This is a genomic window from Cellulomonas sp. P1_C4 (assembly GCF_056406355.1).
In genome coordinates this window covers 162,422-185,108 of sequence record NZ_JBFUAI010000003.1, presented here as the reverse complement: position 1 = coordinate 185,108, position 22,687 = coordinate 162,422, and the positions used below count along the sequence as shown (strand labels likewise).

The window sequence follows — 22,687 nt, the reverse complement described above, 5'->3', positions numbered from 1 at the left end:
GGAGAGCAAATGGAGACGGGATCATGGAGCACGAGGACGAGGCGGCGGACACGCTCGACCCGGCCTCGCCCGACCCCGCGCACTGGCCCGTCGGACGGCTCCTGTCCGCGGCGTCCCGACGAGTCGAGCGGGACTGGAACGCGCACCTGGCCGCCTGGGACCTCAACCACGCCAGCCTGCCGGTGCTGATCCACCTGGTGCGCGCCTCGATGTCCCAGCGGGAGCTCGCCGCCGCCTGCGGCGTGACCGAACAGACCATGAGCCGGGTCCTGGCCCGGATGGAGCGCACGGGCTACGTCACCCGCACGCCGCACGAGGCCGACCGCCGCCGGCACGTCATCGCGATCACCGACTCCGGCCGGGGCGCCCTCGCCGTGGCCTCCGACCGCGAGTTCGCCGAGGAGCTGGTCACTCGGGGACTGACCCAGGAGCAGACCGAGCAGCTGCGCGTCCTGCTCGCCCTCGTCGCCCGTCCCGCCGCGGACGCGGGTTAGCCTGACCGACATGCGGTTCGACGAGCTCGACCTCGGCACGCGCCTGCTCCCCTACGAGCCGACGTGGCAGCTGCAGCGCGAGGTGCTCACGGCGGTCGCCGACGGCACCCGCGAGGACGTCGTGCTCCTGTGCGAGCACGAGGACGTGTACACGGCGGGCCGGCGGACCGCGTCGTGGGACCGGCCCGTCGACGGCACCCCCGTGGTCGACGTCGACCGGGGCGGCCGGATCACCTGGCACGGGCCCGGACAGCTGGTCGGCTACCCCATCGTCAAGCTCGCGACCCCCATCGACGTCGTGCGCTACGTGCGGGCGCTCGAGGAGGCGCTCATCCGCACGTGCGCCGACCTCGGCCTGACCGCCATCCGCGTCGACGGCCGCAGCGGGGTCTGGTTCCCCGCCGACGAGCTGCGCCGGGAGCGCAAGGTCGCCGCGATCGGCGTGCGCGTCTCCCGCGGCGTCACCATGCACGGCTTCGCGCTCAACTGCGAGCCCGACCTGGCGGCGTTCGACCGCATCGTGCCGTGCGGCATCGCCGACGCCGACGTGACCTCGCTGTCCGTCGAGACGGGACGGCGGGTGACCATCGCCGAGGTCGTCCCCCTCGTCCGTGCGCACCTCGTCGACACGCTGCTCCCGATCCTCGAGGCGCGGACGGCGCCGGCCGCGGTGTGACGCGCGACTCCCCTGCAGCCGACGCGCCGACCGCGGGTTAGTCTGACCGGCGTGACGATCGCAGCCGATGGCCGACGCATGCTCCGTATCGAGGCGCGCAACTCCGAGACCCCGATCGAGCGCAAGCCGGAGTGGATCCGCACGCGCGCGACGATGGGCCCCGAGTACACCGAGCTCAAGGGCCTGGTGAAGCGCGAGGGCCTGAACACGGTCTGCGAAGAGGCCGGCTGCCCCAACATCTTCGAGTGCTGGGAAGACCGCGAGGCGACCTTCCTCATCGGCGGCGACCAGTGCACCCGGCGGTGCGACTTCTGCCAGATCGACACCGGCAAGCCCGCCGACTTCGACGCCGACGAGCCCCGCCGCGTCGCCGCGTCCGTGCAGGCCATGGGCCTGAAGTACTCGACCGTGACCGGCGTGGCTCGCGACGACCTGCCCGACGGCGGCGCCTGGCTCTACGCCGAGACCGTCCGCCAGATCCACGCGGTGAACCCCGGGACCGGCGTCGAGCTGCTCATCCCCGACTTCAACGCGACCCCCGAGCTGCTGGCCGAGGTCTTCTCGTCGCGACCCGAGGTGCTCGCGCACAACCTCGAGACCGTCCCCCGCATCTTCAAGACGATCCGGCCCGGCTTCCGCTACGACCGCTCGCTCTCGGTGCTCACCGCGGCCCGCGCGGCCGGGCTGGTCACCAAGTCCAACCTCATCCTCGGCATGGGCGAGACCACTGAGGAGGTCGTCGAGGCCCTGGCCGAGCTTCGAGAGGCCGGCTGCGACCTCATCACGATCACCCAGTACCTGCGTCCGTCGGTGCGGCACCACCCCGTGTCGCGCTGGGTGCGACCGGAGGAGTTCGTCGAGCTGTCGGCTGAGGCCGAGCGCCTCGGGTTCCTCGGCGTGATGTCCGGGCCGCTGGTCCGCTCGTCGTACCGCGCAGGCCGCCTCTGGGGCCAGGCGATGCGCCGCTACGGCCGCCCCATCCCCGAGGCGCTGGCCCACTTCGCCGAGCCGACGACGTCCCGCCAGGAGGCGGCGAGCCTGCTCGCCCGGTGAGCGTCAGAACGGCCCTTCCGGGTCGGTAGACTTCGGGCCCATGGCCCGTGACAACTCCCCCGCCGCTGCACCGACCGGCAAGGTCAAGAAGACCCGCTGGTACCACCAGGTGTGGCAGGCGTACCAGATGACCCGTAAGAACGACCCGGCGGTCACGTGGATCGTGCTGGCGGTGTTCTTCGGCATCATCGTGGTGGGGCTCATCATCGGCCTGCTGATCAACCACTGGGTGTACGTGCTGCTGCTCAGCATCCCGTTCGCCGCTCTGGGTGCGATGTTCATCCTCGCCCGCCGCGCGGAGACAGCCGCCTACACGCAGATCGAGGGCCAGCCGGGTGCGGCCTTCGCCGCCCTGGGGACCATCCGGCGCGGCTGGACGTTCGCGCAGGAGCCCGTCGCGGTCGACCCCCGCACGCAGGACATGGTGTTCCGCGGCGTCGGGCGGCCGGGTGTCGTCCTGGTCGGCGAGGGCCCCGCGTCGCGCATCGGCAAGCTGCTGGAGTCGGAGCGCAAGCGCACCGCGCGCGTCATCTCCGGCGCCCCCATCACGCTCATCCAGGTCGGCGACGGCGAGGGCCAGGTCGCGCTGCGCAAGCTCCCGCGTGCCGTCCAGAAGCTCCGACCCAAGCTCTCCAAGCAGGAGGTCGCCGAGGTGAGCAAGCGCCTCACCGCCCTCGGCGGCATCAAGCTCCCCGTGCCGAAGGGCGTCGACCCCATGCGTGCCCGCCCCGACCGCAAGGGCATGCGCGGCCGCTGACCCGCCTGGGGGTCAGCGGCGGACGATGGCCGTCCCCGCGACGCGGTCGTGCAGGCCGCGGCCGTCGCTGTCCCACACGACCGCGGGCACGACGAGGCAGAGCAGCAGGGTGCGCCCGAGAGCGCTGAGGAAGCCGGGGGCCGCGGTCGTCCAGACCGGGTCCGTGCGCTCGGCGGGCCGGTCGGGGAAGACCCGACGCACGCGCAGGCCCAGGAGCCGGTGGCCGAGCGTGTTGCCGATCGAGCCGACCAGCAGCACGTTCTCCAGCGCGAAGATGCCCAGGGTGGCCAGCGGGTTGCCGCGGGACAGGAAGAACGCGGTCGGGTCCACGACGAAGAACGCGCCGGAGATCAGCAGGCACGCCACCCAGTCGATAGCGAGGGCCAGGACCCGGCGCCCCAGCGGGGCGAGCGCGCCCGGGCCGGACTCGGGCAGCCCGAGACGCACCCCGCGCGGTACCGCGCGGGTCGCGCCCGGCCCGTCGGAGTCGTCGGGAGTGCCGCCAAGCCACGAGCTGAGGTCACGACGATCTGCCACCCGAGCAGGGTAGGCGACGGACCCGGATCGGCCGCACAGGAGCCAGCGGTGGCCGCTGCCCGCGACCCGGAGGATGCTCGTCATGCTCTAGTGAGACGCCCATGAGCCACCCCACCGGAGGGCATAGGGTCAACATTCGTTACACGAGGAACGGGCCCGTAACGCTGTCGAAACACTTGGTACACGACAGAGAAACGCCCCGCTCGTAGCCTCGCCTTGCCCGACCCCACGGGTACCACCGACCGAGGAGCAGCGGATGTTCAGCAAGCCAGAGGAAGTCCTGGCGTTCATCAAGAGCGAGGACGTGAAGTTCGTCGACGTCCGGTTCTGTGACCTGCCCGGCACGATGCAGCACTTCAACGTCCCGGCCTACTCGCTGGAGCTCGACTTCTTCACGGACGGCCAGATGTTCGACGGATCCTCGATCCGCGGCTTCCAGGCGATCCACGAGTCGGACATGAAGCTGATCCCGGACATCAGCACCGCCTACATCGACCCCTTCCGGGTCGAGAAGACGCTGAACATCAACTTCCACATCGTCGACCCGTACACCGACGAGCCCTACAGCCGCGACCCGCGTCAGGTCGCCGCGAAGGCCGAGGCGTACCTGAAGTCGACCGGCATCGCGGACACGGCGTTCTTCGCCCCCGAGGCCGAGTTCTACATCTTCGACGACGTCCGCTTCCACACGAAGCAGAACGAGTCCTTCTACTCGATCGACTCCTTCGAGGCGGCCTGGAACACCGGCCGCGAGGAGGAGGGTGGCAACCTCGGCCACAAGATCCCCTACAAGGGCGGCTACTTCCCGGTCCCCCCGGTCGACGGCTTCTCGGACATCCGCGACCAGATCAGCCTGCAGCTGGACGCCCTCGGCCTCGGTGTCGAGCGCGCCCACCACGAGGTCGGCACCGCCGGCCAGCAGGAGATCAACTACCGCTTCGACAAGCTCGCCATCTCGGGCGACAAGGTCATGCTCTTCAAGTACGTCGTGAAGAACGTGGCGCACGAGAACGGCAAGACCGCGACCTTCATGCCGAAGCCCCTCTTCGGTGACAACGGTTCCGGCATGCACGTCCACCAGTCCCTCTGGAAGGACGGCGAGCCGCTGTTCTTCGACGAGAAGGGCTACGGCGGCCTGTCCGACCTCGCGCGCTGGTACATCGGCGGCCTGCTCAAGCACGCGCCCTCGCTGCTGGCGTTCACCAACCCGACGGTGAACTCCTACCACCGCCTGGTCCCCGGCTTCGAGGCCCCCGTCAACCTGGTCTACTCGGCCCGCAACCGCTCCGCGTGCATCCGCATCCCGGTCACCGGTTCGAACCCCAAGGCCAAGCGCATCGAGTTCCGCGTTCCGGACCCGTCGTCGAACCCGTACCTGGCGTTCGCGGCCATGCTCATGGCCGGTATCGACGGTATCCAGAACCGGATCGAGCCGCCGGACCCGGTGGACAAGGACCTGTACGAGCTGCCCCCCGAGGAGCACGCCCTCATCCAGCAGGTCCCGGGCTCGCTCGGCGAGGTGCTCGACAGCCTCGAGGCCGACCACGACTTCCTCACGGCGGGCAACGTCTTCACGCCCGACCTGATCGCGACGTGGATCGACTACAAGCGCAACGCCGAGGTCGACCCGATCCGTCTGCGCCCGCACCCGCACGAGTTCGAGCTCTACTACGACGTGTAGTCGTCGGAGGGCCTCTGACCTGCGGTAACGCGTTCACGAGGTCCGCCTAGTCCGCAGAGAGTCCGCACGCGCCGCCATGGCTGCTCCCACGGTGGCGCGTGTGGACTCTTCTGTGTCCGGCCACAAGTGCGTGTAGGTGTTCAGCGTCGTCGTCGCGGACGCATGCCGCAGACGGGCCTGCACGACCTTCACGTCCGCGCCGTCCGCGATGAGCAGCGACGCGTAGTAGTGCCGGCAGTCGTGGAACCGGAACGCCGCTGGCAGACCGGCGGCGGCACGGTGTGCACGGATGGCCCGATCGATCTGCCAAGGCCCGACCTGCTCGCCCAGGATCGTCTCGACGACCCACGTACGGTCGTCCGCCCCGGCCGCGAGCTCGAGCGCGAGTGACTGCGGGATCGGCACGGGTGTCTTGGAGGTCTCTGTCTTCAAGGGCTCCGCGGGCCACTGCTGCTTGGGGTTCACGATGCCCCGCATGAAGTCGACGTCCTCGACCCGCAGGCCGCACACCTCGGCCGTCCTGAGGCCCGCGAACGCGCCCAGGAGGATCGCTCCGCGCATGTGCTCCGGTACGGCGTCGTAGAGCGCCCAGATCTGCTCTGTGGTCGCCACGTAGGGCCGCTGCTTGCCCGCTCCGGGCGACGTCCGCCGCGAGCACGGGTTGCGGGCGATCACACCGTCATGGACTGCGTCAGCCATGATCTGGGAGAGCCGCGCGTGGAGCGCGTAGACGTATGAGTCCGCCGCTCCCCCGGCCTTGAGCTTCGCGCACCACGACTTCACCGCCGACGGCTTCACGTCGGCCAGGCGCATCGGCCCGAACTGCTCGACGATCTTCGCGACGTGCACCTCGGCCTGGCGAACTGTCGACCTGCGGCGCGTCCCGTAGCCCTCGAGCCACGACGTGCACCAGGCCTCGACTGTGGTCCGGGCCGTCTGCGGGTCGACGTAGTCCCCACGAACGACGCTCGCCGTAACGATGTTGAGCCACTGCTGAGCGTCGATCTTGCGGTCGAACGTCTTGGAGTGCTCCTTGCCGGCGACGTCCCGGTAGCGGGCCATCCAGCGGCCGCTCGTGCGCTTCGCGATGCTAGCCATTGTTCGCATCCCCCATGTCGAGGCCAGCCGTTCGAGCTCGCTTCACATACAGCGAGGCGGTCGACTCGGCTAGGCCGAAGTGCTCTCGCACCGCGAGCGTCGGCTTGCCGGTCGACACGTTCTCTCGGTACACCTCCGCAACCTCGGCCAAGAGTTCCGGCGTGACCTTGCGCCGCAGTTGGCGGCGCAACCCGCGGATTGTCTTCCGGTCCTCCGCGGTATGGGAAGCAACCGTCCGCTCGAGCGCGTCCGTTGCTTCCTTGAGTGAGTCTCCGAGTGCGAAGGCGTTCCGAAACGATGCGGCCATCCACGCCTCTTCGACGACATCTTCGAGCGAACGAATTCTCCTCATGTCCGAGGAGTAGATCTCTCGGCCACCCGGTCTGCGGAGGACGTGCACTGCTTCGATCCTGACTCGGCGTTGGTCGTCGTGCGCGCACTCGACCACGTAGCTCGGCGCCAAGGGATCGGTCGGAGTCTCGACGTAGGTGAAGCGCTCAGGGGCGACCGTTCCGCCAGCGCTCTCAACCTTCGGACCGCTGTAGGAGTAGGCGACGAATGCCGTGCCGCCGGCGACGGTGAGCTGCCGCTCGTAGTGGTCGGGGTACTTCCTGAACTGGCTCCGCATCGCGGGCCTCCAAGCGTGTGGGCGTCTAGTTAGACCCATCTTAGGGGTCTATCTCACCTAGAGTCAACGGTAGTACCCGGATCTCACCGGGTGACCGTGATTCAAGAGGAGGACCGATGTCCCGGTACATGACAACCGATGAACTCGGAACGCTCGTACACACGCCAGCCGAGACTCTGCGCTACTGGCGGTACGTCGGGAAGGGGCCGAAGAGCCTCAAGGTCGGCCGTCGCGTCCTCTACGCGGTGGACGACGTAGAAACGTGGCTTGAGGACGTCCGCGCCGGTCGTGCCGCCTGATGGGGGCACAGAGAACGGCCCCCGTCCTGGTCAGGGACGAGGGCCGCAACGATCAGGTGGGCGCCGGATCACTTCCGATTCTACCGAGCACCGACCACGACGCCGCGGAGTTCTTCCGCACCTCGTTCGCTGTCCTGGTGCGTGGCAAGAGGGTGCACCGGCATCTGTACTTCAACCTGCCGGCGGCCGAGCGTGCTGTACGTCGAGCCCACGACCGCGGTGATGCCGCCGACATGATCCTCGTCGAGCTCGTCCCCGTCACGGAGGCGGGTGATGACCATGAGTGACGCCCTGGACTGGTACGAGGCGGGAGTCGTTCAGGGCATCGCCATCGGTCGCCAGCAGGCCGAGGACGAGTGGCGCGGACGCATGGAGGTCTCCGCCGCAATCGCCCGTCTCGTGGCCGCCAGGCCCACGTACGCGGACCTCTGCGACCGGCGGGGAGAGCCCGACCGGGCGGCCCGTCAGCGCGAGATCCTTCGTGACCGTGGGGTGGCCGCGTGAACGCCCCCCGGATCCGTAGCGGCGCATGGCTCGACGCGCAGACGTTCCCCGAGCTCGCCTGGGCTGTCCCGGGCATCATCCCTGAGGGCTTCGGCCTGTTCACCGGGCCGCCCAAGGTCGGCAAGTCCTGGGCTTCCCTGGACATCGTCCTCGCGGTCGCATCCGGCTCCGACGCCCTTGGGAAGGTGCCAGTGGGCGAGGCGCGACCCGTGCTGCTGCTCGCGCTCGAGGACGGCGACAGGCGGCTCCAGAGCCGATGCCGCAAGCTCCTGGGCGACGAGCCGATCCCTTCCAACCTGGACTACGCGACGAGCGCGACGCCGGGCGACATCATCCCGTTGATCGCGACCTGGCTCGACGAGCACCCCGGCACGCGCCCCCTGGTCGTCCTGGACACCCTTGGGAAGGTCTCCCCGCCGGCACAGCCCGGAGAGAGCGCCTACGCCCGGGACTACCGCATCGGTGGGGCACTCAAGCGGCTCACCGACGACAACCCGGGCGCCTGCCTGCTCGTCGTGCACCACGTCCGCAAGGCCACCTCGGACGACTGGATGGACTCCACCAGCGGCACGAACGGCCTGAACGGTGCCGCCGACTTCACGGTGTCCCTCTCACGCTCCAGGAACGACACAGAGGGCGTCCTGAGGGTCACCGGTCGCGATGTCCCCGAGGGCGAGTACGCGCTCACCGTCAGCGAGGGCTCCTGGACCATCCAGGGATCGTCACTGGCCGATGCCGCACGAGCTGCCCAGCAGGCCAAGGCCACGGAGGGTCTCGGCGACCGGTCCGCAGAGATCGTCGAGTACGTCAACGGCTACCCCGCCGGCGTCGGCCCGACCGAGGTGGGGGCAGCAGTGGGCGTCACCGCCAAGGCTGCCGGGACCTACCTCGGGCGCCTGGTCGACAGCGGACGCCTACGGATCCGCAGCCGGGGTCTGTATGCCCCTGTTGGGAGTGTGGAAAGTGTGGAATTGGAACCCACTTTCCACAAACCCACACTTTCCACACCCACATCACTTGCCTGCGAAGACTGCGGCGAACCCCTCAACGGTCCGGGATTCACGGCACGTTGCCGACCTCAGCACCAGGAGGCGGCGTGAGCACCGACCGCGACGCACTCGAGAGGTACCTGCAGGCGCTCGAGGACAACGGCTTCCGGATCCAGTGCCGCCTCGGACCGCCCGACACGACTGCCTGCTGGATCTCGGACGACCCCGCGGACCAGGAGTACGCCGCACGCCGCTGCGTGCCCTGCAGGGCCGTCCCTGAGTGCCAGGCGTACGGGCTCGCTCACCCCAAGGAGGAGGGCGTCTACGGCGGCCTGACCTACCTCGAGCGCCGGCCCAAGGTCGGCCGCCCCAAGAAGGGAGAGGCCGCGTGAACTACGAGACCCGCCCCGAAGTCATCGACCAGCACGGAGTGCACCACGCCCCCGGCTGCCACCTACCCGGCTGGACCTCCGACACCGCAGCAGTCCGCGGCTGGCACGCCCTCAAGTGCGCCACCTGCGGCGCCGTGCGCCTCGTCCGAGCCGGTACCCGATGACCCCCCAGACCGCCGCGCACCAAGCGCGGCAGACCACCAGCACCACCCCAACCCCGAGAGGAACCACCATGAGCTACAACCCGACCCCCGAAGAGCAGTGGACGCACAGCGACCTGGCACGCGCAGTGGCCGCGAAGGACTACAAGGCCATCAACGAGGCCCGGCGTGCCGGCTACCTCACCGAGCTGATGGCCGGGAAGCCGTCGGCCGAGTCGGCCTCTGCGACGCCGGACGGCCGCGACATCGGCCTCGCCGCGCAGACGGGCGAGTGATCACACCATGACCGCCTTCTCCGTTACCCGTCACGGCACGACGCACACGTACGTCATCGCCGACCCGCTGCCCATCGAGCTCGAGGACTACCCGTTCCCCAGGGACGTCGCCAAGATCCTCGCCGCCGGTGACGCCGCCTGGGTCAAGGCCACCGAGGCACACGACGCCTGGACCGACGCCGTCGACATTCTCGAGAACGGCGCGCCCGAGGAAGACAAGGACGCGCTCATAGCTGCGATCCGGGCCGGCGAGCCCGACCCCGGAACCCCCGCAACCGACGCAGCCCGGCGAGCCGAAGAGATCGCATGGGTAGCGTTCGAGATCGCCCGCGCCGACGCTCGAGCACCGATGGCCGATGCTCAGGCCGCCGTCGGCAACTACCTGCGCACCCACCAGGCCGAGGTAGCCGCCCACGAGCTCGCACGGCTCACCGAGTACCGCCAGGCCGCACAGGAAGCGCACCAGGCCGTCGCACGGGCAGCAGAGGCCCGCGAACGTGTCGGGCTCTCCTACGTCCACCTGCGCTGGCACTCGGGCAGCCGCTTCCAGCCCGAGCCCTACAGGCTCGCACCGGGCGACTACACCACCTCTGACAAGGCCGCCTATGACCTGCAGGTGGAAGACCGGTACAAGGTGATGGCCGGACTTCCGACCACACCCGAGCCCGCCGACGTCGTCCGACCCGCCAAACGTCAGACGACGTTCGAAACGGCCGACGCGTGACCGGGCACCACCTCCTCCGGGGGGGCCTCACGGCCCTCCCGTGGCATAGGGCCGATCTCTCCCCGCAGGCAAAAAACCCCCAGCACTCCGTGTGTGAAAGGGCCCTATGCCACGGGGTGGCCGTCCACCGGGGGGCAGGGGGGTCCCGCCCCGTCGTCTCTGCGGGGTCGTCGTGGTGACGCCGCAGTCGTTCGACGCGGCTGCTGAGGCTGTCGCGTTGATCCGTTACGCGGCTGACACGGATGACGCGAGTGCGCAGCTGGTGATCGCACGGGCTCGTGAGGTGGACGCCATGGATGAGCTTGTGATCGCTCTGGCGGTGACGTCGGTGTCGGCGTTCCGCACTGGGTTCGGCCGGATGGCTGGGCCACTACTCGATGCGGCCCTAGCGGCTGCGAAGAAGGGGGGCCAGTGATGGCCGGTTATGAGGTCGGGTCTGCGTACCTGACGATTCTGCCCAGCACGAAGGGCTTCGCGAGCAACCTGAATAAGGATCTGGACGCTCCGTTCTCGCAGGCGGGAATGCGTGGTGGTGACCAGATCGGTGACGGTGTCGGGAAGTCGAAGGGGTTTGCGAAGGCGGGACTGGTCGCCGGTGGTGCGTTCCTGGCGTCGTTCGCCGCGGTGGGCATCTCGCAGGCTGCTGACGCCGTGAAGGACTTCCTCACGGATGCGATCTCCTCGGCGTCGGACTTGAACGAGACGACGTCGAAGACCGAGCAGATCTTCGGGGATGCGGCTAGCAAGGTCTTGAAGTTCTCCAAGACGACCTCGACCGCCCTCGGTCAGTCCCAGCAGGAGGCCCTCGACGGTGCGGCGACGTTCGGCATCTTCGGCAAGTCCGCCGGCCTGACGGGTGACAACCTGTCGGACTTCTCGACTGGCCTGGTGGGCCTCGCGGGTGACTTGGCGTCGTTCAACAACACCAGCCCCGAGGATGCGATCAACGCGATCGGGTCCGCGCTGCGTGGCGAGGCTGAGCCGATCCGCGCATATGGGGTCCTCCTCGACGACGCGACCCTGAAGAACCGTGCGCTGGCGATGGGGCTCATCTCGTCCACCAAGGACGCTCTGACGCCGGCAAACAAGGTTCTTGCGGCTCAGCAGGAGATCTTGGCGCAGACCTCGGACGCTCAGGGTGACTTCGCCCGCACTAGCGGCGGTCTGGCGAACCAGCAGCGCATCTTCACGGCTGAGCTGGAGAACACGAAGGCCACGATCGGCACGGCTCTCCTGCCCGTGGTCACCGACTTGTTCCACACGTTCTCCGACGTCGGCGTGCCGGCGCTTCAGGACTTGGCGGCGTGGGTCACGGAGAACCAGGACGTCATCAAGACGACCGCGATCGCGTTCGTCGCAGGTGGCCTCTCGATCACCTCGGCGCTCCTGAAGGTTGGGGCGATGTGGTTCCAGCTCCAGGGTGCGATCCTCACGGGCGGCCAGTTCATGGTCGACGCGTTCCTCTACGTCGTGCAGCGGTTCGTGGACGGTGCCGCGGAGGCGTTCGGGTGGATCCCTGGCATCGGTCCGAAGATCCAGCAGGCCTCCGACAACCTGAGGACGTTCGGCGCCACGACGGACGAGACGTTCTCAGCGATGCGTGCCGGGGCCGACAAGACCGCTCAGACCTTCTACGCCGGCGCGGACGCAGTCGACTCTCTGCGGGACAAGGTGCTGGCCCTCAACGGGGCATCCGCGACCGTGTCTCTGAACGCGCAGGGCAACCTCGTTACCGCGTTCCAGGACGGCACGTTCCGGGTCGCGGGTGGCGGCGTGAAGTTCCGCGCGAGTGGCGGCCCGGTGTCTGCGGGGCAGCCGTACGTCGTGGGCGAGAACTCCCCGGAGCTGTTCGTGCCGGACCGTCCTGGGCACATCTACAACCAGCAGCAGCTCGCGGCAATGGGCTCGTCCTCCACTGGCTCCGCAGCCGGGGTCACCAACTGGCACATCTACGAGAACGCCACCCCCGAGGCCACCGCTCAGGCCGTGGCCCGACGACAGAACATGAGGATGCCCTGATGGCTTTCCCCGGAACGCTCGGCAACCTCGTCCCTCCGGGCGAGGACGCGAACAGCCGACGAATCATCGACCTCGAACGCGGCGTCAGGGAGCTCGGGCCGTCGATCGCGGCGTCCTTCGCCCCGGTCATCGCTGACTTGCAGGCACAGCAGGCGGCGCTCGAGACTCAGCAGGATGCGCTGACAACCCAGCAGGCCGCCCTGACAAGCCAGCAAGCCACGCTCACGGCACAGCAGGCCACCCTGACGGCCCAGGTCGCATCGATCTCCACCCTCCAGGGCGAGCAGACGACGGCGGACACGGCCAACACGAGCCAGAGCGGCATCACGCTCACGACATCGACCGGCTCCTACACGACGGTCACGTTCACAGTTCCGGCCGGCTACACGCAGGCGGCCGTGACGGCCAACACCGCTGCAGCGATCGGATCGTCCAACCCGGCGCAGATCGCCACCCGCATCGGCGGCACCGACGGGCCGTTCATGAACCTTTACCCGGGCGCCGGATTCGCCAACGGCGCCTCGAACTTCTCGCGCAAGTTCAGCGTCACGCCCKGGGGCACGTTCACGGTCGAGACCCGCGCGTTCGTCAGCGCAGGGACTGCCACGGCGTTCTTCTCGATCGCTGCGACCGTCATCTACTTCCGCTGACGCGAGCGAGCCCCCCGCAACCGACCATGGTTGCGGGGGGCTCGTTGGTCGGTCAGTCCTGAGCGCTCTCAAGGACCTCGGCAACCTCGGTGAACGCCGCCGCGAGCGCCCGCGCCTGATGCGACGTCAGGCGAGCAGCGAGCACGTCCAGGACGAAGTCGTCGGCGGCGTTCATCCGCGCGCCGCCTTGAGAATGGCGTCGGCGTCGATGCCCAGAACGGTGGCGATCGCGTCGAGCTGGCCCGCGGTGATGTCGCGTTCCTCGATGAGCCCCGCGATGACCGTGGCGACCTGCCGCGCGATGCTCGGCCCACCTTGGAGGATGTCGGCAGCCTCGAACAGCGCCGCCGCCAGCTCACGGGCCTTCGACGGCTCGACGTGTCCGCTACCCGCGACGAACGCGTAGGACGTGTAGATGACGGGCTGACCGTCCGCGCCCGGCTCGAGTCGGATCTCCTCGCCCACGATCGGGCGGATCGGAGTCGAGTCGCCGTACTCGTCGGTGTCCCACTCCGTCGCCCACACGGGGAGGACGCCTTCGGTGTATCCAGGGCCGTGCGTCATGCTCGTACTCATGGGAGTGCTCCTGTCCAGCAGTAGGGGTGCTTCCTAGGCGCCCGTTGGTGTTCCCGCATCGACGGGCGCCGCTCTGTTCTTGATCCGTTCCGTGAGGCTCAGCCATCGAGCCCAGTCCGCAGGGAGTCCGCAATAGGTTCAGCGGACGCCAACGGTGCCCAACGCTCGGCGCTCGTATTAGCGCAGGTCAGCGCACCTATCCCCCGCTAGCCCACGGTTTCCAACGGTGCGGGGAGAGTTCGAGCTCTACTACGACGTCTGAGTGTGGACGTTCTGCCCGATAGGTGAACCCCTGGCCGCTGCTCCGGCCAGGGGTTTTCCTGTGCCTGACTTGCGGATCTCCGTCGGGAACACGTGGGGAAGCGATTCGGGCACCTCCGACGGTCTCGTTCCTCCCACGGAGCAGGACGCGTGTCACGCACAGTCGTCTCCGGGCTCCCCCGCCGCCTGCGTCGGCGAGCTGGCTGTGCGTGCGGCAGTCGGCGACTCCCTTGGGGAGCCGCGATGGTCAAGACCGTCGCTTCGCACCGCGTCGGCGGATCCAGACGTTCGTGGTCGTGATGACGAACGACGCAGCGACGAACCAGGACCCGACTGTCCGCTCCAGGATCGCGAAGACGACGACGGCTACCGCAAAGCCGGTGAGCACCCAGAGTGCCGGGAGCGACGGGGTCCAGAGCGGCAGCACGGTCGTCTTGGCGTTGGGCTGGGGCTCGGCCATGGGCTGATGGTCGCATCGTGCTCATCGTCGCGTCGGGAATCGCTCGTCCATGTGCGGGGGATCTTCTGCGACTCGCGCCTGCGCACGCGGGTCGTGCTCGCACGTGTGGCGACCAGACGAGGACCGGGAGCGGACATCGGACCTCGTGCAACAACGACCGGAGACCAGCCGCGACCAAGGCTGCTCCACGATGGGGTCGAGTCCGTGCCGAACCCCTGGCTCACGTCGGCATGTTGTGCGCCTCTTTCTCGCCGCCTCCGAACCGTTCGTTGATGAGGCCGTGCCGTAGGCCGCGGTCACTGACCGTCAGCCGATCCATGCCCAGCTTGTCCAAGACGGTGCGCACGATGCAGGCGCCGGCGAGGATCACCTCGGCGCGCTTCGGCTGCAGGCCCACGATCGATCGGCGCGCTTCGGCATCCTGCGTCCGGTACAGCTCGATCTGGCGGTCGACCTCGTCGCGCTCGAGGACGGAGCCCTGCACGGCATCCGGGTCGTAGCGCTCGAGTCCCAGCCTGACGGCGGTGAGGTTCGTCATCGCCCCGCCCATCCCCACCAGAGCGTCCGGCGCGGGCCGGTCGTCGAGCCGGGCCAGGTCGCCGGCGATCGCCGCCAGCGCCTCCTCGAGCGTCTCGCGCGAGACCGCACCGTCGAGCCCGAAGCGCTCCGTGTAGCGGGCGGCTCCGACGTCGACGCTGAAGCGCTCGTCGACGACGTCGCCATGGCCGAACGTGAACTGGGAGCTGCCGCCGCCGGTGTCGAAGACCACGATCGAGCCGTCCGCCACGCCGAGGCCGGCAAGGGCGGCGATGTAGGCCAGACGGCTCTCCTCCTCACCGGAGATGACCTCGACGGCGACGCCCGTCGCCGCCTGGATGACGTCCAGGACCTCGGCCCGGTTGTCGGCGATGCGCAACCCGGCCGTCCCGACGGCGGCGATCTGTCGGACCAGGTACCGGCGGGCCTCCGCGACCATCCCGCGGATGGCCTCCGTCGTCCGCTCGAGCGCCTCGGGCGAGATGCTCCCCGTCTGCGCGAGACCCGCGCCGAGCTGGGTCACCTCGGCGCGATCGACCAGCGCCTCCCAGCCGCCCGCGACCGGCTGGCCGATGTGGAACTTCACGGAGTTCGTGCCGACGTCGATGGTCGCGTAGCGGGGCGGCTCCCCGTCGAAGAGGGCTCCCAGGCCACGCGGGTAGCTCGTGTTGACCCGGTTGCCCAGTCCCACGGCTCGGACGGCGGCCACGACCGCGTCGAGATCCTCCGACTCGATCGCGAGCGTCCTGGTCACCCACTCGCCGACCTCGACCTCGGAGAGCTCCCCGATGCAGCCCTCGATGGTGTGGCGGACGCGCCGCTTGCGGACGGGTACCGAGCGAACGCCAGGGTGCGGGTCCACCACCTCGCGGAGGAGCTCCTCGAGGCTGTACGTGTCGTGCGCCAGGTCGGGCAGGGGCTGGCGCAGTGCGGCGAAGACGGCCTCGATGTCGTCCCGGCCCAGCGGGAACTCGGCCTTGAGGACCGGTTCCCACCGTTCCAGCCCACCCGTGCCGACCTCGCGCAGGAGCTTGATGTCCATCAGCCCGTCGCGCACCTTGACGGTGTCACCGCCCACCGACAGGAGATAGAGCTCGTCGCTCTGCTTGGACCCCGTGGGCGTCTGGCCGGCCAGGAACTCCTCCGCGGGGCCGAACTGGACGCCGAACGTGCGCCACTCCCAGCGCGGGATGATGTGAGTCGTCGCCATCGGTCACCACGTCCTCAGCTGTCTTGGGCGGTCCCGGCCTTCGATCCCGATGACACGACTCATGCCGGCAGAGCCTGCAGCTCCGCAGAGAAGAACTCCAGGGCAGTCTTGGTCTTGGTCTGCTGCTCGCCGGTGATGTCGACGCCCTTGTCGGCGAGGAACCGCCGGAGCTCGGCGGTGACCGCGACGACTTCCGTCGGGTGGCACTTCGTGGACAGCTCGAGGATGCGGGAGCCGTCCGGGTACAACCACATCTCGGCGACGAGGCCACGGCCGAACGTCTCCGGCACGACCTTCAGCTTGAGCACGAAGATCGGGCCGAGGATCGACAGGTCGTCGATCTTCAGACCGTCGGGGGCGTGCTCGGCGAAGAACGCCCGCTGCTCCTTCGAGAACAGCTTGTGCAGCGGCTGCTCACCGGACGCCGAGCTGCGGACCGCGGTCGCCGGGAGCTTTCCCTTCAGCGACGCCGAGCACACGTAGCTGCCGGGCACGATGTCCACCTCGACGTTGAAGTTCGGCGACCGGCGGATCTCGCTGGGGAGGTCGGCGGGAACCACGGGTCGCAGCTTGACGACCGAGTCGTTGCCTCGTCCCTGGATCCGTCGCGCCCGCACCACGACGCCAGCCCTGCTGAGCCGGAGATCCGGGGTGTCGAAGAAGTACACGTGGCGGATCTGGGCGTCGAGCGGGTCCAGGCCGAGCGTCGCCGTCGTCGATCGATGTGCGATCTCGGGCACCGTCAGCTTCAGCTCGACGCTGTCGGCGCCCAGGAGCAGCTCGCGCAGCCGGAGCAGCTCGTCCGACAGCAGTGGAAGACTCCCGGTCGCGGTCACTTCGCTCGCTCTCCGCCCGCGCCACACAGGACGCTCCGACGTTTCGCAATCTACGCCGTCGGCCCCCCCGATACGGGGCCTGACGTGGCTGAATGCGCGCGCGTCGGGGTTCGGGACGCGAGCCGGTGCAGGCCGCACGAACAGCAACCCGGCCGCCCCCCTGTGGCGGCCGGGTCGAGGGCACGAAGACCGACGACGCGCCTCAGTACGAGCACCAGTGCGGGCCCCTGCAGTACGGCAGGGCGACGGTCTGTGTGTCGTCGCCGCTGCCCGGCGACGCGTGGAGCGCGCCGGTGCCGAACGCACTGAGCCCGGTGGCCAGGACGACGGCGGTGACGATGCCGAGGAACTTCTTCATGATGCCCTCCAAGGTGGTCTGCGCCGCGGAGCTGCGGTGCTGATGTCCGTTGTGGCACCCGCCGGTATCGCGCGGCGCCGGGCGCGGTATCACCTCGGTATCGCGCCCGTTGACCCCGTCGTGCAGAGGGGCGGAGAGTCGGGCCGTGGGCATCCAGGTGCTCGGTCCCCTCGCCGTCGGCGGTGCTGACGGCTACGGGCTGCGCGACCGGGTCGTCCTGGAGGTGCTGGTCGTCCGGGCCAACGAGGCGGTGGACCCGGAGGTGCTGGCGGATGCCGTGTGGGCGCAGGAGCCACCGGCGAGCTGGCCGAAGGTCGTGCAGGGGTGCATCAGCCGGCTGCGCAAGCAGCTCGGTCGGGACGTCATCGAGACCACCTCCTACGGCGGGTACGTCCTGCGCGTGAGCGACGACCAGGTCGACAGCCACCGGTTCGAGCGCATGCTGGCGCGGGCGCGCGAGCACCTGGTCGACCACGACCCCGATCGCGCCTCCTTCGTGCTGGACGAGGCGTTGTCGTTGTGGCGGGGCCGAGCTCTGAGCGACCTCGACGAGTGGGAGCCCGGCCGCACCGAGGCGGAGCGGCTCGACGGCCTGCGCATGGATGCCCAGGAGCTGCGCGTCGAGGCCGAGATCGCGGCCGGTCGCGCGCGGGTGCGACTGGAGGACGCCCGCGCGCTGGTGCGGGAGGCTCCGTACCGCGAGCGGCGCTGGGCGCTGTTCGCTCGCGCGCTCTACCAGTCCGGTCGGCAGAGCGAGGCCCTCGACGCGATCGGCCAGGCCAGGCGCAAGCTGCGCGAGGAGCTCGGGCTCGACCCGGGCGCCGAGCTGCTCGCCCTCGAGGAGGCGATCCTTCGTCAGGACCCCGCGCTCGAGCGGACGGAGTCGCTGGCCACCAGCCTGGTCTGCCCGTACCGCGGGCTGCTCCCCTACGGCAGTGGGGACGCGGAGACGTTCTTCGGGCGCGAGGCCGACGTCGAGGCGTGCCTCTCCCGGCTTCGTGCGCGCGGCGCGCTTGCCGTCGTCGGCCCGTCCGGCACCGGCAAGTCGTCGCTCGTGCGGGCCGGCGTCGTCGCCACCCTGGTGGCGGAGGGCACGCGCGTGCTCATGACCACGCCGGGAAGCCGACCGCTCGACTCCCTCGCGGGCCTGCCGACGCATCCGCCGTTCCCCGTGCTCGTGGTCGACCAGGCCGAGGAGGCGGTCACGCTGTGCGCCGATGTCGCCGAGCGGACGGCGTACCTCGACGTCCTCGCCGCCTACCAAGGCCAGGTGGTGCTCGCGCTGCGCGCCGACCGGCTGGGCGAGCTGTCGACACATCCCGGGTTCGCCCGGCTCGTCGAACGTGGTCTCTACCTGCTCTCGCCGATGAGCGAGGACAACCTGCGCGCCGCGATCGAGGGACCGGCCCGACAGGCGGGCCTGCGCCTGGAGCCCGGCCTGGTGGACCTCCTCGTGCGGGAGGTGGAGGGCGAGCCCGGCGCGCTGCCGATGCTGTCGCACGTGCTCCGGCAGACCTGGGAACGACGCGAGGGCCCCACCCTCACGGTCGACGGCTACCGCGCCACCGGCGGGATCCGCGACGCCGTCGCGCAGTCGGCCGAGGACCTGTTCACGCACTTCGACGAACGCCAGCAGCTGCAGGTACGTGCCCTGTTCCTCCGCCTGGTCACCCCGAGCGACGACGGCGCGCCGACCCGGTCGCGGGTTCCGCGGCAGCGGCTCGCGCTCGACGCGTCGCACGAGCGGCTCATCGACCTGCTGGCCGCCGCTCGGCTGGTCAGCAGCGACGAGGGCGACGTGCAGATCGCGCACGAGGCGCTGGCACGCGAGTGGCCGCGACTGCGGGGTTGGCTGGAGGACGATGTCGAGGGCCAGCGCGTCTTCCGGCACCTCACGGTGGCCGCCGAGGGCTGGGACGCCCTGGGCCGCCCCGACAGCGAGCTCTATCGCGGGGTGCGGTTGGTGGGCGCGACCGAGTGGACCGACCGGCACCAGGTCGAGCTCACGGGGACCGAGCGGTCGTTCCTCGACGCCTCCCGCGCCAACGCCGAGCGCGAGCTGCACGCGGAGGCCCGGATCAACCGGCGGCTGCGGCTCGCGCTGGCGGGCGTCGCCGCGCTCCTCGTCGTCGCGCTCGGCGCCGGCGTCGTCGCGGTGGGCGCCGCAYGCCGGTCCGACGAACAGGCACGGATCGCCGACGCCCGCCGGCTGTCCGCCGAGGCAGTCACGACGGTCGAGCCCGACCTGGCGGTCCTGCTGGGACTGCAGGCGGTGCGGCTCGACGACTCGCTGGCGACCCGCTCCGCGCTGTCCGAGGTGCTCGGGAAGACGGGCGACCTCGTCGCGGTCGCCCGCGGGTCCGGCTTCGACTACGTCGACGTCAGTCCGGACGGACGCACGGTGGCGGTGACGAGCGCCGACGGTGCGGACGTCCAGGGCCAGACGACGTACGACGCGGTGACGCTGGCCAGGACGGGCGGCCGGCCCGATCTCCGGACCGCGGCGTTGGCCTACAGCCCCGACGGAGGTCAGCTCGTGGTCGCGGTGGCGGGGTGGGATCCGTTGGGCAGCGGCGTGAACCACCCGGACGCGCACGCCCTCCACGCCCTCGACGCCCGCTCGCTCGCGCAGGTGGGGACGTTCGACGGATTCGTCGACGGGGCCTTCGTGGCCGGTGATGGTCTCGACTTCAGCGCGGACGGAACCCGACTCGCAGCCGTCGCCTGGCTGGGCGACGCGCCGCTGGAGGCCATGGTCTGGGGAACCGACGACCCTGCACGGCCGATCTTCCGCGTCCCGATGCCCGAGATCTACGGCCTGGTCCAGCTGAGCCCGGACGGCAGGACCCTCTACGTCGCCCAGCGGGCCGGCGCCGACAGCCTGCGCGCCTTCGACGTCGACACGGGAAACCTGCTCCGGTCCGCCGCTCCCGACTGGGGTGGTGAGCGCGGCGGCATCATCGCGCTCAGCCCGGACGGGTCGACGCTCGCCCGCTCGGACGTCACAGGGCTCGTCGTGCTGGACGCCGGGACGTTCGAGCGCCTCTTCACCCTCACAGGTGAGTCGGGAGGTGTGAGCGCGTTGGCCTTCGGCCCCGAGGGCACCCAGCTTGCCGCCGGGTACGCCGACGGCACGGTCGTCGTCTGGGACCTCGCGGCCCGCCAGGCGGTGCACACCTTCCGAGGCCACGCCAAGGAGGTCTCCGACCTGACGTTCAGCCCCGACGGGAACACCCTCTACTCCGTCGCCCCCGACCGCCTGCTCCTCGCCTGGGACGTCGGCGGGACGCGCGGCTTCCCCGGCTGGCGCTCGTTCCCCGAGGCGCCGGCGGGCCGGGCCGTGCACGCCAGCGACCCGTCGCCGGACGGGAGGCAGGTGCTGTACTCCGCCTACGGTCACGCACGCGGGCACGAGACGTTCCAGTTCCGCGATCTGGCCACCGGTGCCCTGACACCGCTGCAGGAAGCCGGCAACGTCTTCCAGGCTCTCTGGAGCCCGGACTCGACCCTCGTGCTGGCCACGGGGAGCGATCTGGCCGAGAAGAACTTCTGGCTCCAGGCCTGGGATCCGCAGACCGGGACGCTGGTCCGGCGCAACGATCGCGCCGCCGGGAAGTGGCACGCCTTCACGAGCGACGGGTCGTCGCTCGTGAGCGTCGGACCCGACGACGCGATGCGGTGGATCGACCCCACGACGCTCGAGACCGAGGGGCCGACGGTCCTGCTCCCCTCACTGCCGGGGGAGGACTGGGAGACTCCCGTCGTCAGCCCCGACGACAACACCGTGGTCCTGCGTCGCTGGGCGAGCTCCGCGGCCGCCGTCGTGGACGTGACGACCGGAACCGTCAGGTCCGTCACGCTCGACGGCTACGGCTCCGCCATGGACTTCTCGCCTGACGGGGCGGGCCTCGCGGTCTACTACGACGGCGGCGTCTGGGGTGTCGTGGACGTCGCCGCCCTGCGCGAGGGTCGGCTCGAGTACCTCGTCCCGGTCCGCGCCTTCCCGAGCAACCACGTCTGGGACCTGATCTACAGCGACGACGGCACGCAGATCATCACGATGGGCAGCGGCGTCGTCGAGCTGTGGGACGCGGCAACCCTCGGGCACCTGGGGAGCCTCGGCGTCGGCGGCGAGGACGACATCGCGACGGCCCGACCGCTGGCCGACGGTCACACGCTCCTGCTCGCCCACCCGCAGGGGCAGGTGCTGACCTGGGACACCAGTCCTCAGCACCTCGTCGACGTCGCCTGCGGGCTTGCCGGTCGCAACCTCACCCAGGAGGAGTGGGGCAGGTACGTGGAGCACGAAGCGTACGAGCGCACGTGCCCCGACGAGGGCTGACGTCAGTTCAGCGACGCGTCCTCGGCGTACGTCGACACGATCGCCAGGTCCCCGCCCTGACGACGCAGCACCCGCCGCCACAGCCCAGTGGGCTCGCGGGTGAGCAGGTCGTCGGGCAGGGCGTCGACGAGGAACCAGGACCGCTCGTCGAGCTCGCGCTCGAGCTGGTCCTCCGACCAGCCGGCGTACCCCGCGAACACCCGCACCCCGCGCACGCGCGCCCCGACGGTCTCCGGCACGGCGTCCAGGTCCACCAGCCCGAAGGGCCCGATCACCGCGTCGACGTCCGGCGACGCGGTCGCGCCCACCGCCAGCACCGCCACGCCCATCGCCGTGTCCTGGCCTACCGGCCCGCCGAGGAACAGCACTGGCGGGTCCGTGACGTGCGTATGCCAGTCAGGAAGCACCACACCGACGTCGACCGACGACGGCCGGTTGATCACCACCCCGAGCGCACCGTTGTCACCGTGGTCGAGCAGGAGGATGACGGTGCGATGGAAGGCCGGCTCGCGCAGCGCAGGCGCGGCCACCAAGAGGCGGCCCCGCATGGTCGGGTGGTCGGTCATGTCCCCATCATCACCGAGACCGCCCGACCGGGCGGTCGCAGGGCGCCGGTGTCAGGCCACCCGACCGAGGGCGATCGCGGCGTACATCAGCGCCGCCACGGTCTCGCCGTCGGTGATCGTCCCGTCGGCGACGAGCCGCAGGACCTGCGGCCACGGCACGCGTCGGATCCCCGTGATGCCCTCCTCCGCCTGCTCGACCGGCAGGTCCGAGACGCGCAGTCCACGAGCGAGGAACACGTGCTCGGGCGCGTGGCACACGCCGTTGAGGGCGAACATCGAGCCCACGGGCTCCCAGCTGTCCGCCTCGAGACCGGTCTCCTCGCGCAGCTCGCGGCGGGCCGCCAGCTCCGGCTCCTCCCCGTCGGACCCACCCGCGGGCACCTCGAGGGACACGGCGCCCGTGGCGTAGCGCGAGACCTCCACGAGCACGACCTCGTCGTCGTCGGTGAGCGGGACGACGAACACCGCCGGGTTCCGCAGCTCGACCACGCCGTAGATCCCGATCCCGCCGTCGGGCCGGTCGACCTCGTCCTCGCGCACGCGGATCCAGGGGTTCTCGTAGACGGTCGTCGAGGTGCGTGTGCGCCAGGCGTTCATGACGCCA

General features: G+C 70.1%; 26 protein-coding genes. 15 read left to right on the top strand and 11 right to left on the bottom strand.

Going from position 1 to position 22,687, the window contains the following annotated elements; translation table 11 throughout:
* Nucleotides 1-23 precede the first annotated feature (23 nt).
* The 4 genes from AC1DYZ_RS03560 to AC1DYZ_RS03545 are packed head-to-tail and all read left to right on the top strand — an operon-like array spanning nt 24 to nt 2,980.
* Nucleotides 24-494 (top strand): MarR family winged helix-turn-helix transcriptional regulator, encoded by a 471-nt coding sequence (locus AC1DYZ_RS03560; protein WP_477063838.1) that lies wholly within the window; start codon nt 24-26, stop codon nt 492-494.
* Nucleotides 495-504: 10 nt separating this feature from the next.
* Nucleotides 505-1,170 carry a lipoyl(octanoyl) transferase LipB gene (gene lipB, locus AC1DYZ_RS03555; protein WP_477063837.1) on the top strand — a complete coding sequence of 222 codons (666 nt, stop codon included), beginning with the start codon at nt 505-507 and terminating at the stop codon, nt 1,168-1,170.
* Between the two features lie 51 nt (nt 1,171-1,221).
* Nucleotides 1,222-2,223 carry a lipoyl synthase gene (gene lipA / locus AC1DYZ_RS03550; protein ID WP_477063836.1) on the top strand — a complete coding sequence of 334 codons (1,002 nt, stop codon included), beginning with the start codon at nt 1,222-1,224 and terminating at the stop codon, nt 2,221-2,223.
* A gap of 40 nt (nt 2,224-2,263) precedes the next feature.
* Nucleotides 2,264-2,980, top strand: a complete 717-nt coding sequence (locus AC1DYZ_RS03545) for a DUF4191 domain-containing protein (protein WP_477063835.1) — start codon at nt 2,264-2,266, stop codon at nt 2,978-2,980.
* A 12-nt stretch (nt 2,981-2,992) separates the two neighbouring features.
* Here the strand turns inward: AC1DYZ_RS03545 and AC1DYZ_RS03540 are convergent, their stop codons facing one another.
* Nucleotides 2,993-3,517, bottom strand: coding sequence for an RDD family protein (locus AC1DYZ_RS03540; RefSeq protein ID WP_477063834.1), 525 nt, complete (start codon nt 3,515-3,517; stop codon nt 2,993-2,995).
* Between the two features lie 256 nt (nt 3,518-3,773).
* Here AC1DYZ_RS03540 and glnA point away from each other — a divergent pair, with 256 nt between their 5' ends.
* A complete protein-coding gene (gene glnA / locus AC1DYZ_RS03535) occupies nt 3,774-5,198 on the top strand; it encodes a type I glutamate--ammonia ligase (RefSeq protein ID WP_456824204.1) in 1,425 nt (474 codons plus the stop codon).
* A 33-nt stretch (nt 5,199-5,231) separates the two neighbouring features.
* Here the strand turns inward: glnA and AC1DYZ_RS03530 are convergent, their stop codons facing one another.
* Together AC1DYZ_RS03530 and AC1DYZ_RS03525 are read right to left on the bottom strand one after the other, a co-directional pair.
* Nucleotides 5,232-6,296, bottom strand: coding sequence for a site-specific integrase (locus AC1DYZ_RS03530; protein ID WP_477063833.1), 1,065 nt, complete (start codon nt 6,294-6,296; stop codon nt 5,232-5,234).
* Nucleotides 6,289-6,924 carry a hypothetical protein gene (locus AC1DYZ_RS03525; RefSeq protein WP_477063832.1) on the bottom strand — a complete coding sequence of 212 codons (636 nt, stop codon included), beginning with the start codon at nt 6,922-6,924 and terminating at the stop codon, nt 6,289-6,291. The genes AC1DYZ_RS03530 and AC1DYZ_RS03525 overlap by 8 nt, the downstream gene beginning before the upstream one ends.
* 116 nt (nt 6,925-7,040) lie before the next feature.
* Between AC1DYZ_RS03525 and AC1DYZ_RS03520 the strand changes: the two genes are divergently transcribed.
* The 9 genes from AC1DYZ_RS03520 (at nt 7,041) to AC1DYZ_RS03480 (ending at nt 12,937) form a co-directional block, all read left to right on the top strand.
* The gene (locus tag AC1DYZ_RS03520; protein ID WP_477063831.1) at nt 7,041-7,223 is read left to right on the top strand and encodes a helix-turn-helix transcriptional regulator; all 183 of its coding nucleotides are present in this window, start codon (nt 7,041-7,043) and stop codon (nt 7,221-7,223) included.
* Between the two features lie 279 nt (nt 7,224-7,502).
* Nucleotides 7,503-7,727, top strand: coding sequence for a hypothetical protein (locus AC1DYZ_RS03515; protein ID WP_477063830.1), 225 nt, complete (start codon nt 7,503-7,505; stop codon nt 7,725-7,727).
* Nucleotides 7,724-8,827 carry an AAA family ATPase gene (locus tag AC1DYZ_RS03510; protein ID WP_477063829.1) on the top strand — a complete coding sequence of 368 codons (1,104 nt, stop codon included), beginning with the start codon at nt 7,724-7,726 and terminating at the stop codon, nt 8,825-8,827. Before AC1DYZ_RS03515 ends, AC1DYZ_RS03510 begins: the two co-directional genes overlap by 4 nt.
* On the top strand, nt 8,824-9,108 hold the full coding sequence (locus AC1DYZ_RS03505) for a WhiB family transcriptional regulator (RefSeq protein ID WP_477063828.1): 285 nt from the start codon (nt 8,824-8,826) through the stop codon (nt 9,106-9,108). Before AC1DYZ_RS03510 ends, AC1DYZ_RS03505 begins: the two co-directional genes overlap by 4 nt.
* The gene (locus AC1DYZ_RS03500) at nt 9,105-9,272 is read left to right on the top strand and encodes a hypothetical protein (protein ID WP_477063827.1); all 168 of its coding nucleotides are present in this window, start codon (nt 9,105-9,107) and stop codon (nt 9,270-9,272) included. The genes AC1DYZ_RS03505 and AC1DYZ_RS03500 overlap by 4 nt, the downstream gene beginning before the upstream one ends.
* A 68-nt stretch (nt 9,273-9,340) precedes the next feature.
* Nucleotides 9,341-9,544 (top strand): hypothetical protein, encoded by a 204-nt coding sequence (locus AC1DYZ_RS03495; RefSeq protein WP_477063826.1) that lies wholly within the window; start codon nt 9,341-9,343, stop codon nt 9,542-9,544.
* 7 nt (nt 9,545-9,551) lie between these two features.
* The gene (locus AC1DYZ_RS03490; protein ID WP_477063825.1) at nt 9,552-10,268 is read left to right on the top strand and encodes a hypothetical protein; all 717 of its coding nucleotides are present in this window, start codon (nt 9,552-9,554) and stop codon (nt 10,266-10,268) included.
* 414 nt (nt 10,269-10,682) lie between these two features.
* On the top strand, nt 10,683-12,287 hold the full coding sequence (locus tag AC1DYZ_RS03485; RefSeq protein ID WP_477063824.1) for a phage tail tape measure protein: 1,605 nt from the start codon (nt 10,683-10,685) through the stop codon (nt 12,285-12,287).
* Complete coding sequence (locus tag AC1DYZ_RS03480) at nt 12,287-12,937, top strand: coiled-coil domain-containing protein (protein ID WP_477063823.1); 651 nt, start codon at nt 12,287-12,289, stop codon at nt 12,935-12,937. Before AC1DYZ_RS03485 ends, AC1DYZ_RS03480 begins: the two co-directional genes overlap by 1 nt.
* Nucleotides 12,938-12,989: 52 nt before the next feature.
* Here the strand turns inward: AC1DYZ_RS03480 and AC1DYZ_RS03475 are convergent, their stop codons facing one another.
* From AC1DYZ_RS03475 to AC1DYZ_RS03450, 6 genes are all read right to left on the bottom strand, one after another.
* Nucleotides 12,990-13,112: a hypothetical protein gene (locus AC1DYZ_RS03475; RefSeq protein WP_477063822.1), complete on the bottom strand. Its 123-nt coding sequence runs from the start codon at nt 13,110-13,112 to the stop codon at nt 12,990-12,992.
* Nucleotides 13,109-13,513 (bottom strand): hypothetical protein, encoded by a 405-nt coding sequence (locus AC1DYZ_RS03470; RefSeq protein WP_477063821.1) that lies wholly within the window; start codon nt 13,511-13,513, stop codon nt 13,109-13,111. The genes AC1DYZ_RS03475 and AC1DYZ_RS03470 overlap by 4 nt, the downstream gene beginning before the upstream one ends.
* A gap of 508 nt (nt 13,514-14,021) precedes the next feature.
* The gene (locus AC1DYZ_RS03465) at nt 14,022-14,234 is read right to left on the bottom strand and encodes a hypothetical protein (protein WP_477063820.1); all 213 of its coding nucleotides are present in this window, start codon (nt 14,232-14,234) and stop codon (nt 14,022-14,024) included.
* A 220-nt stretch (nt 14,235-14,454) separates the two neighbouring features.
* Entirely contained in the window at nt 14,455-15,981 is a 1,527-nt protein-coding gene (locus AC1DYZ_RS03460) for a Ppx/GppA phosphatase family protein (protein WP_477063819.1), read from the bottom strand.
* Nucleotides 15,982-16,040: 59 nt separating this feature from the next.
* Nucleotides 16,041-16,817, bottom strand: coding sequence for a CYTH domain-containing protein (locus tag AC1DYZ_RS03455; RefSeq protein ID WP_477063818.1), 777 nt, complete (start codon nt 16,815-16,817; stop codon nt 16,041-16,043).
* Between the two features lie 202 nt (nt 16,818-17,019).
* Complete coding sequence (locus AC1DYZ_RS03450) at nt 17,020-17,175, bottom strand: hypothetical protein (RefSeq protein ID WP_477063817.1); 156 nt, start codon at nt 17,173-17,175, stop codon at nt 17,020-17,022.
* Between the two features lie 145 nt (nt 17,176-17,320).
* Between AC1DYZ_RS03450 and AC1DYZ_RS03445 the strand changes: the two genes are divergently transcribed.
* Complete coding sequence (locus AC1DYZ_RS03445) at nt 17,321-21,517, top strand: nSTAND1 domain-containing NTPase (protein ID WP_477063816.1); 4,197 nt, start codon at nt 17,321-17,323, stop codon at nt 21,515-21,517.
* 2 nt (nt 21,518-21,519) lie between these two features.
* Here AC1DYZ_RS03445 and AC1DYZ_RS03440 read toward each other — a convergent pair whose 3' ends face one another.
* Entirely contained in the window at nt 21,520-22,083 is a 564-nt protein-coding gene (locus AC1DYZ_RS03440; protein ID WP_477063815.1) for a YqgE/AlgH family protein, read from the bottom strand.
* A 51-nt stretch (nt 22,084-22,134) separates the two neighbouring features.
* Nucleotides 22,135-22,680 carry an NUDIX domain-containing protein gene (locus tag AC1DYZ_RS03435; protein WP_477063814.1) on the bottom strand — a complete coding sequence of 182 codons (546 nt, stop codon included), beginning with the start codon at nt 22,678-22,680 and terminating at the stop codon, nt 22,135-22,137.
* Nucleotides 22,681-22,687: the final 7 nt, after the last annotated feature.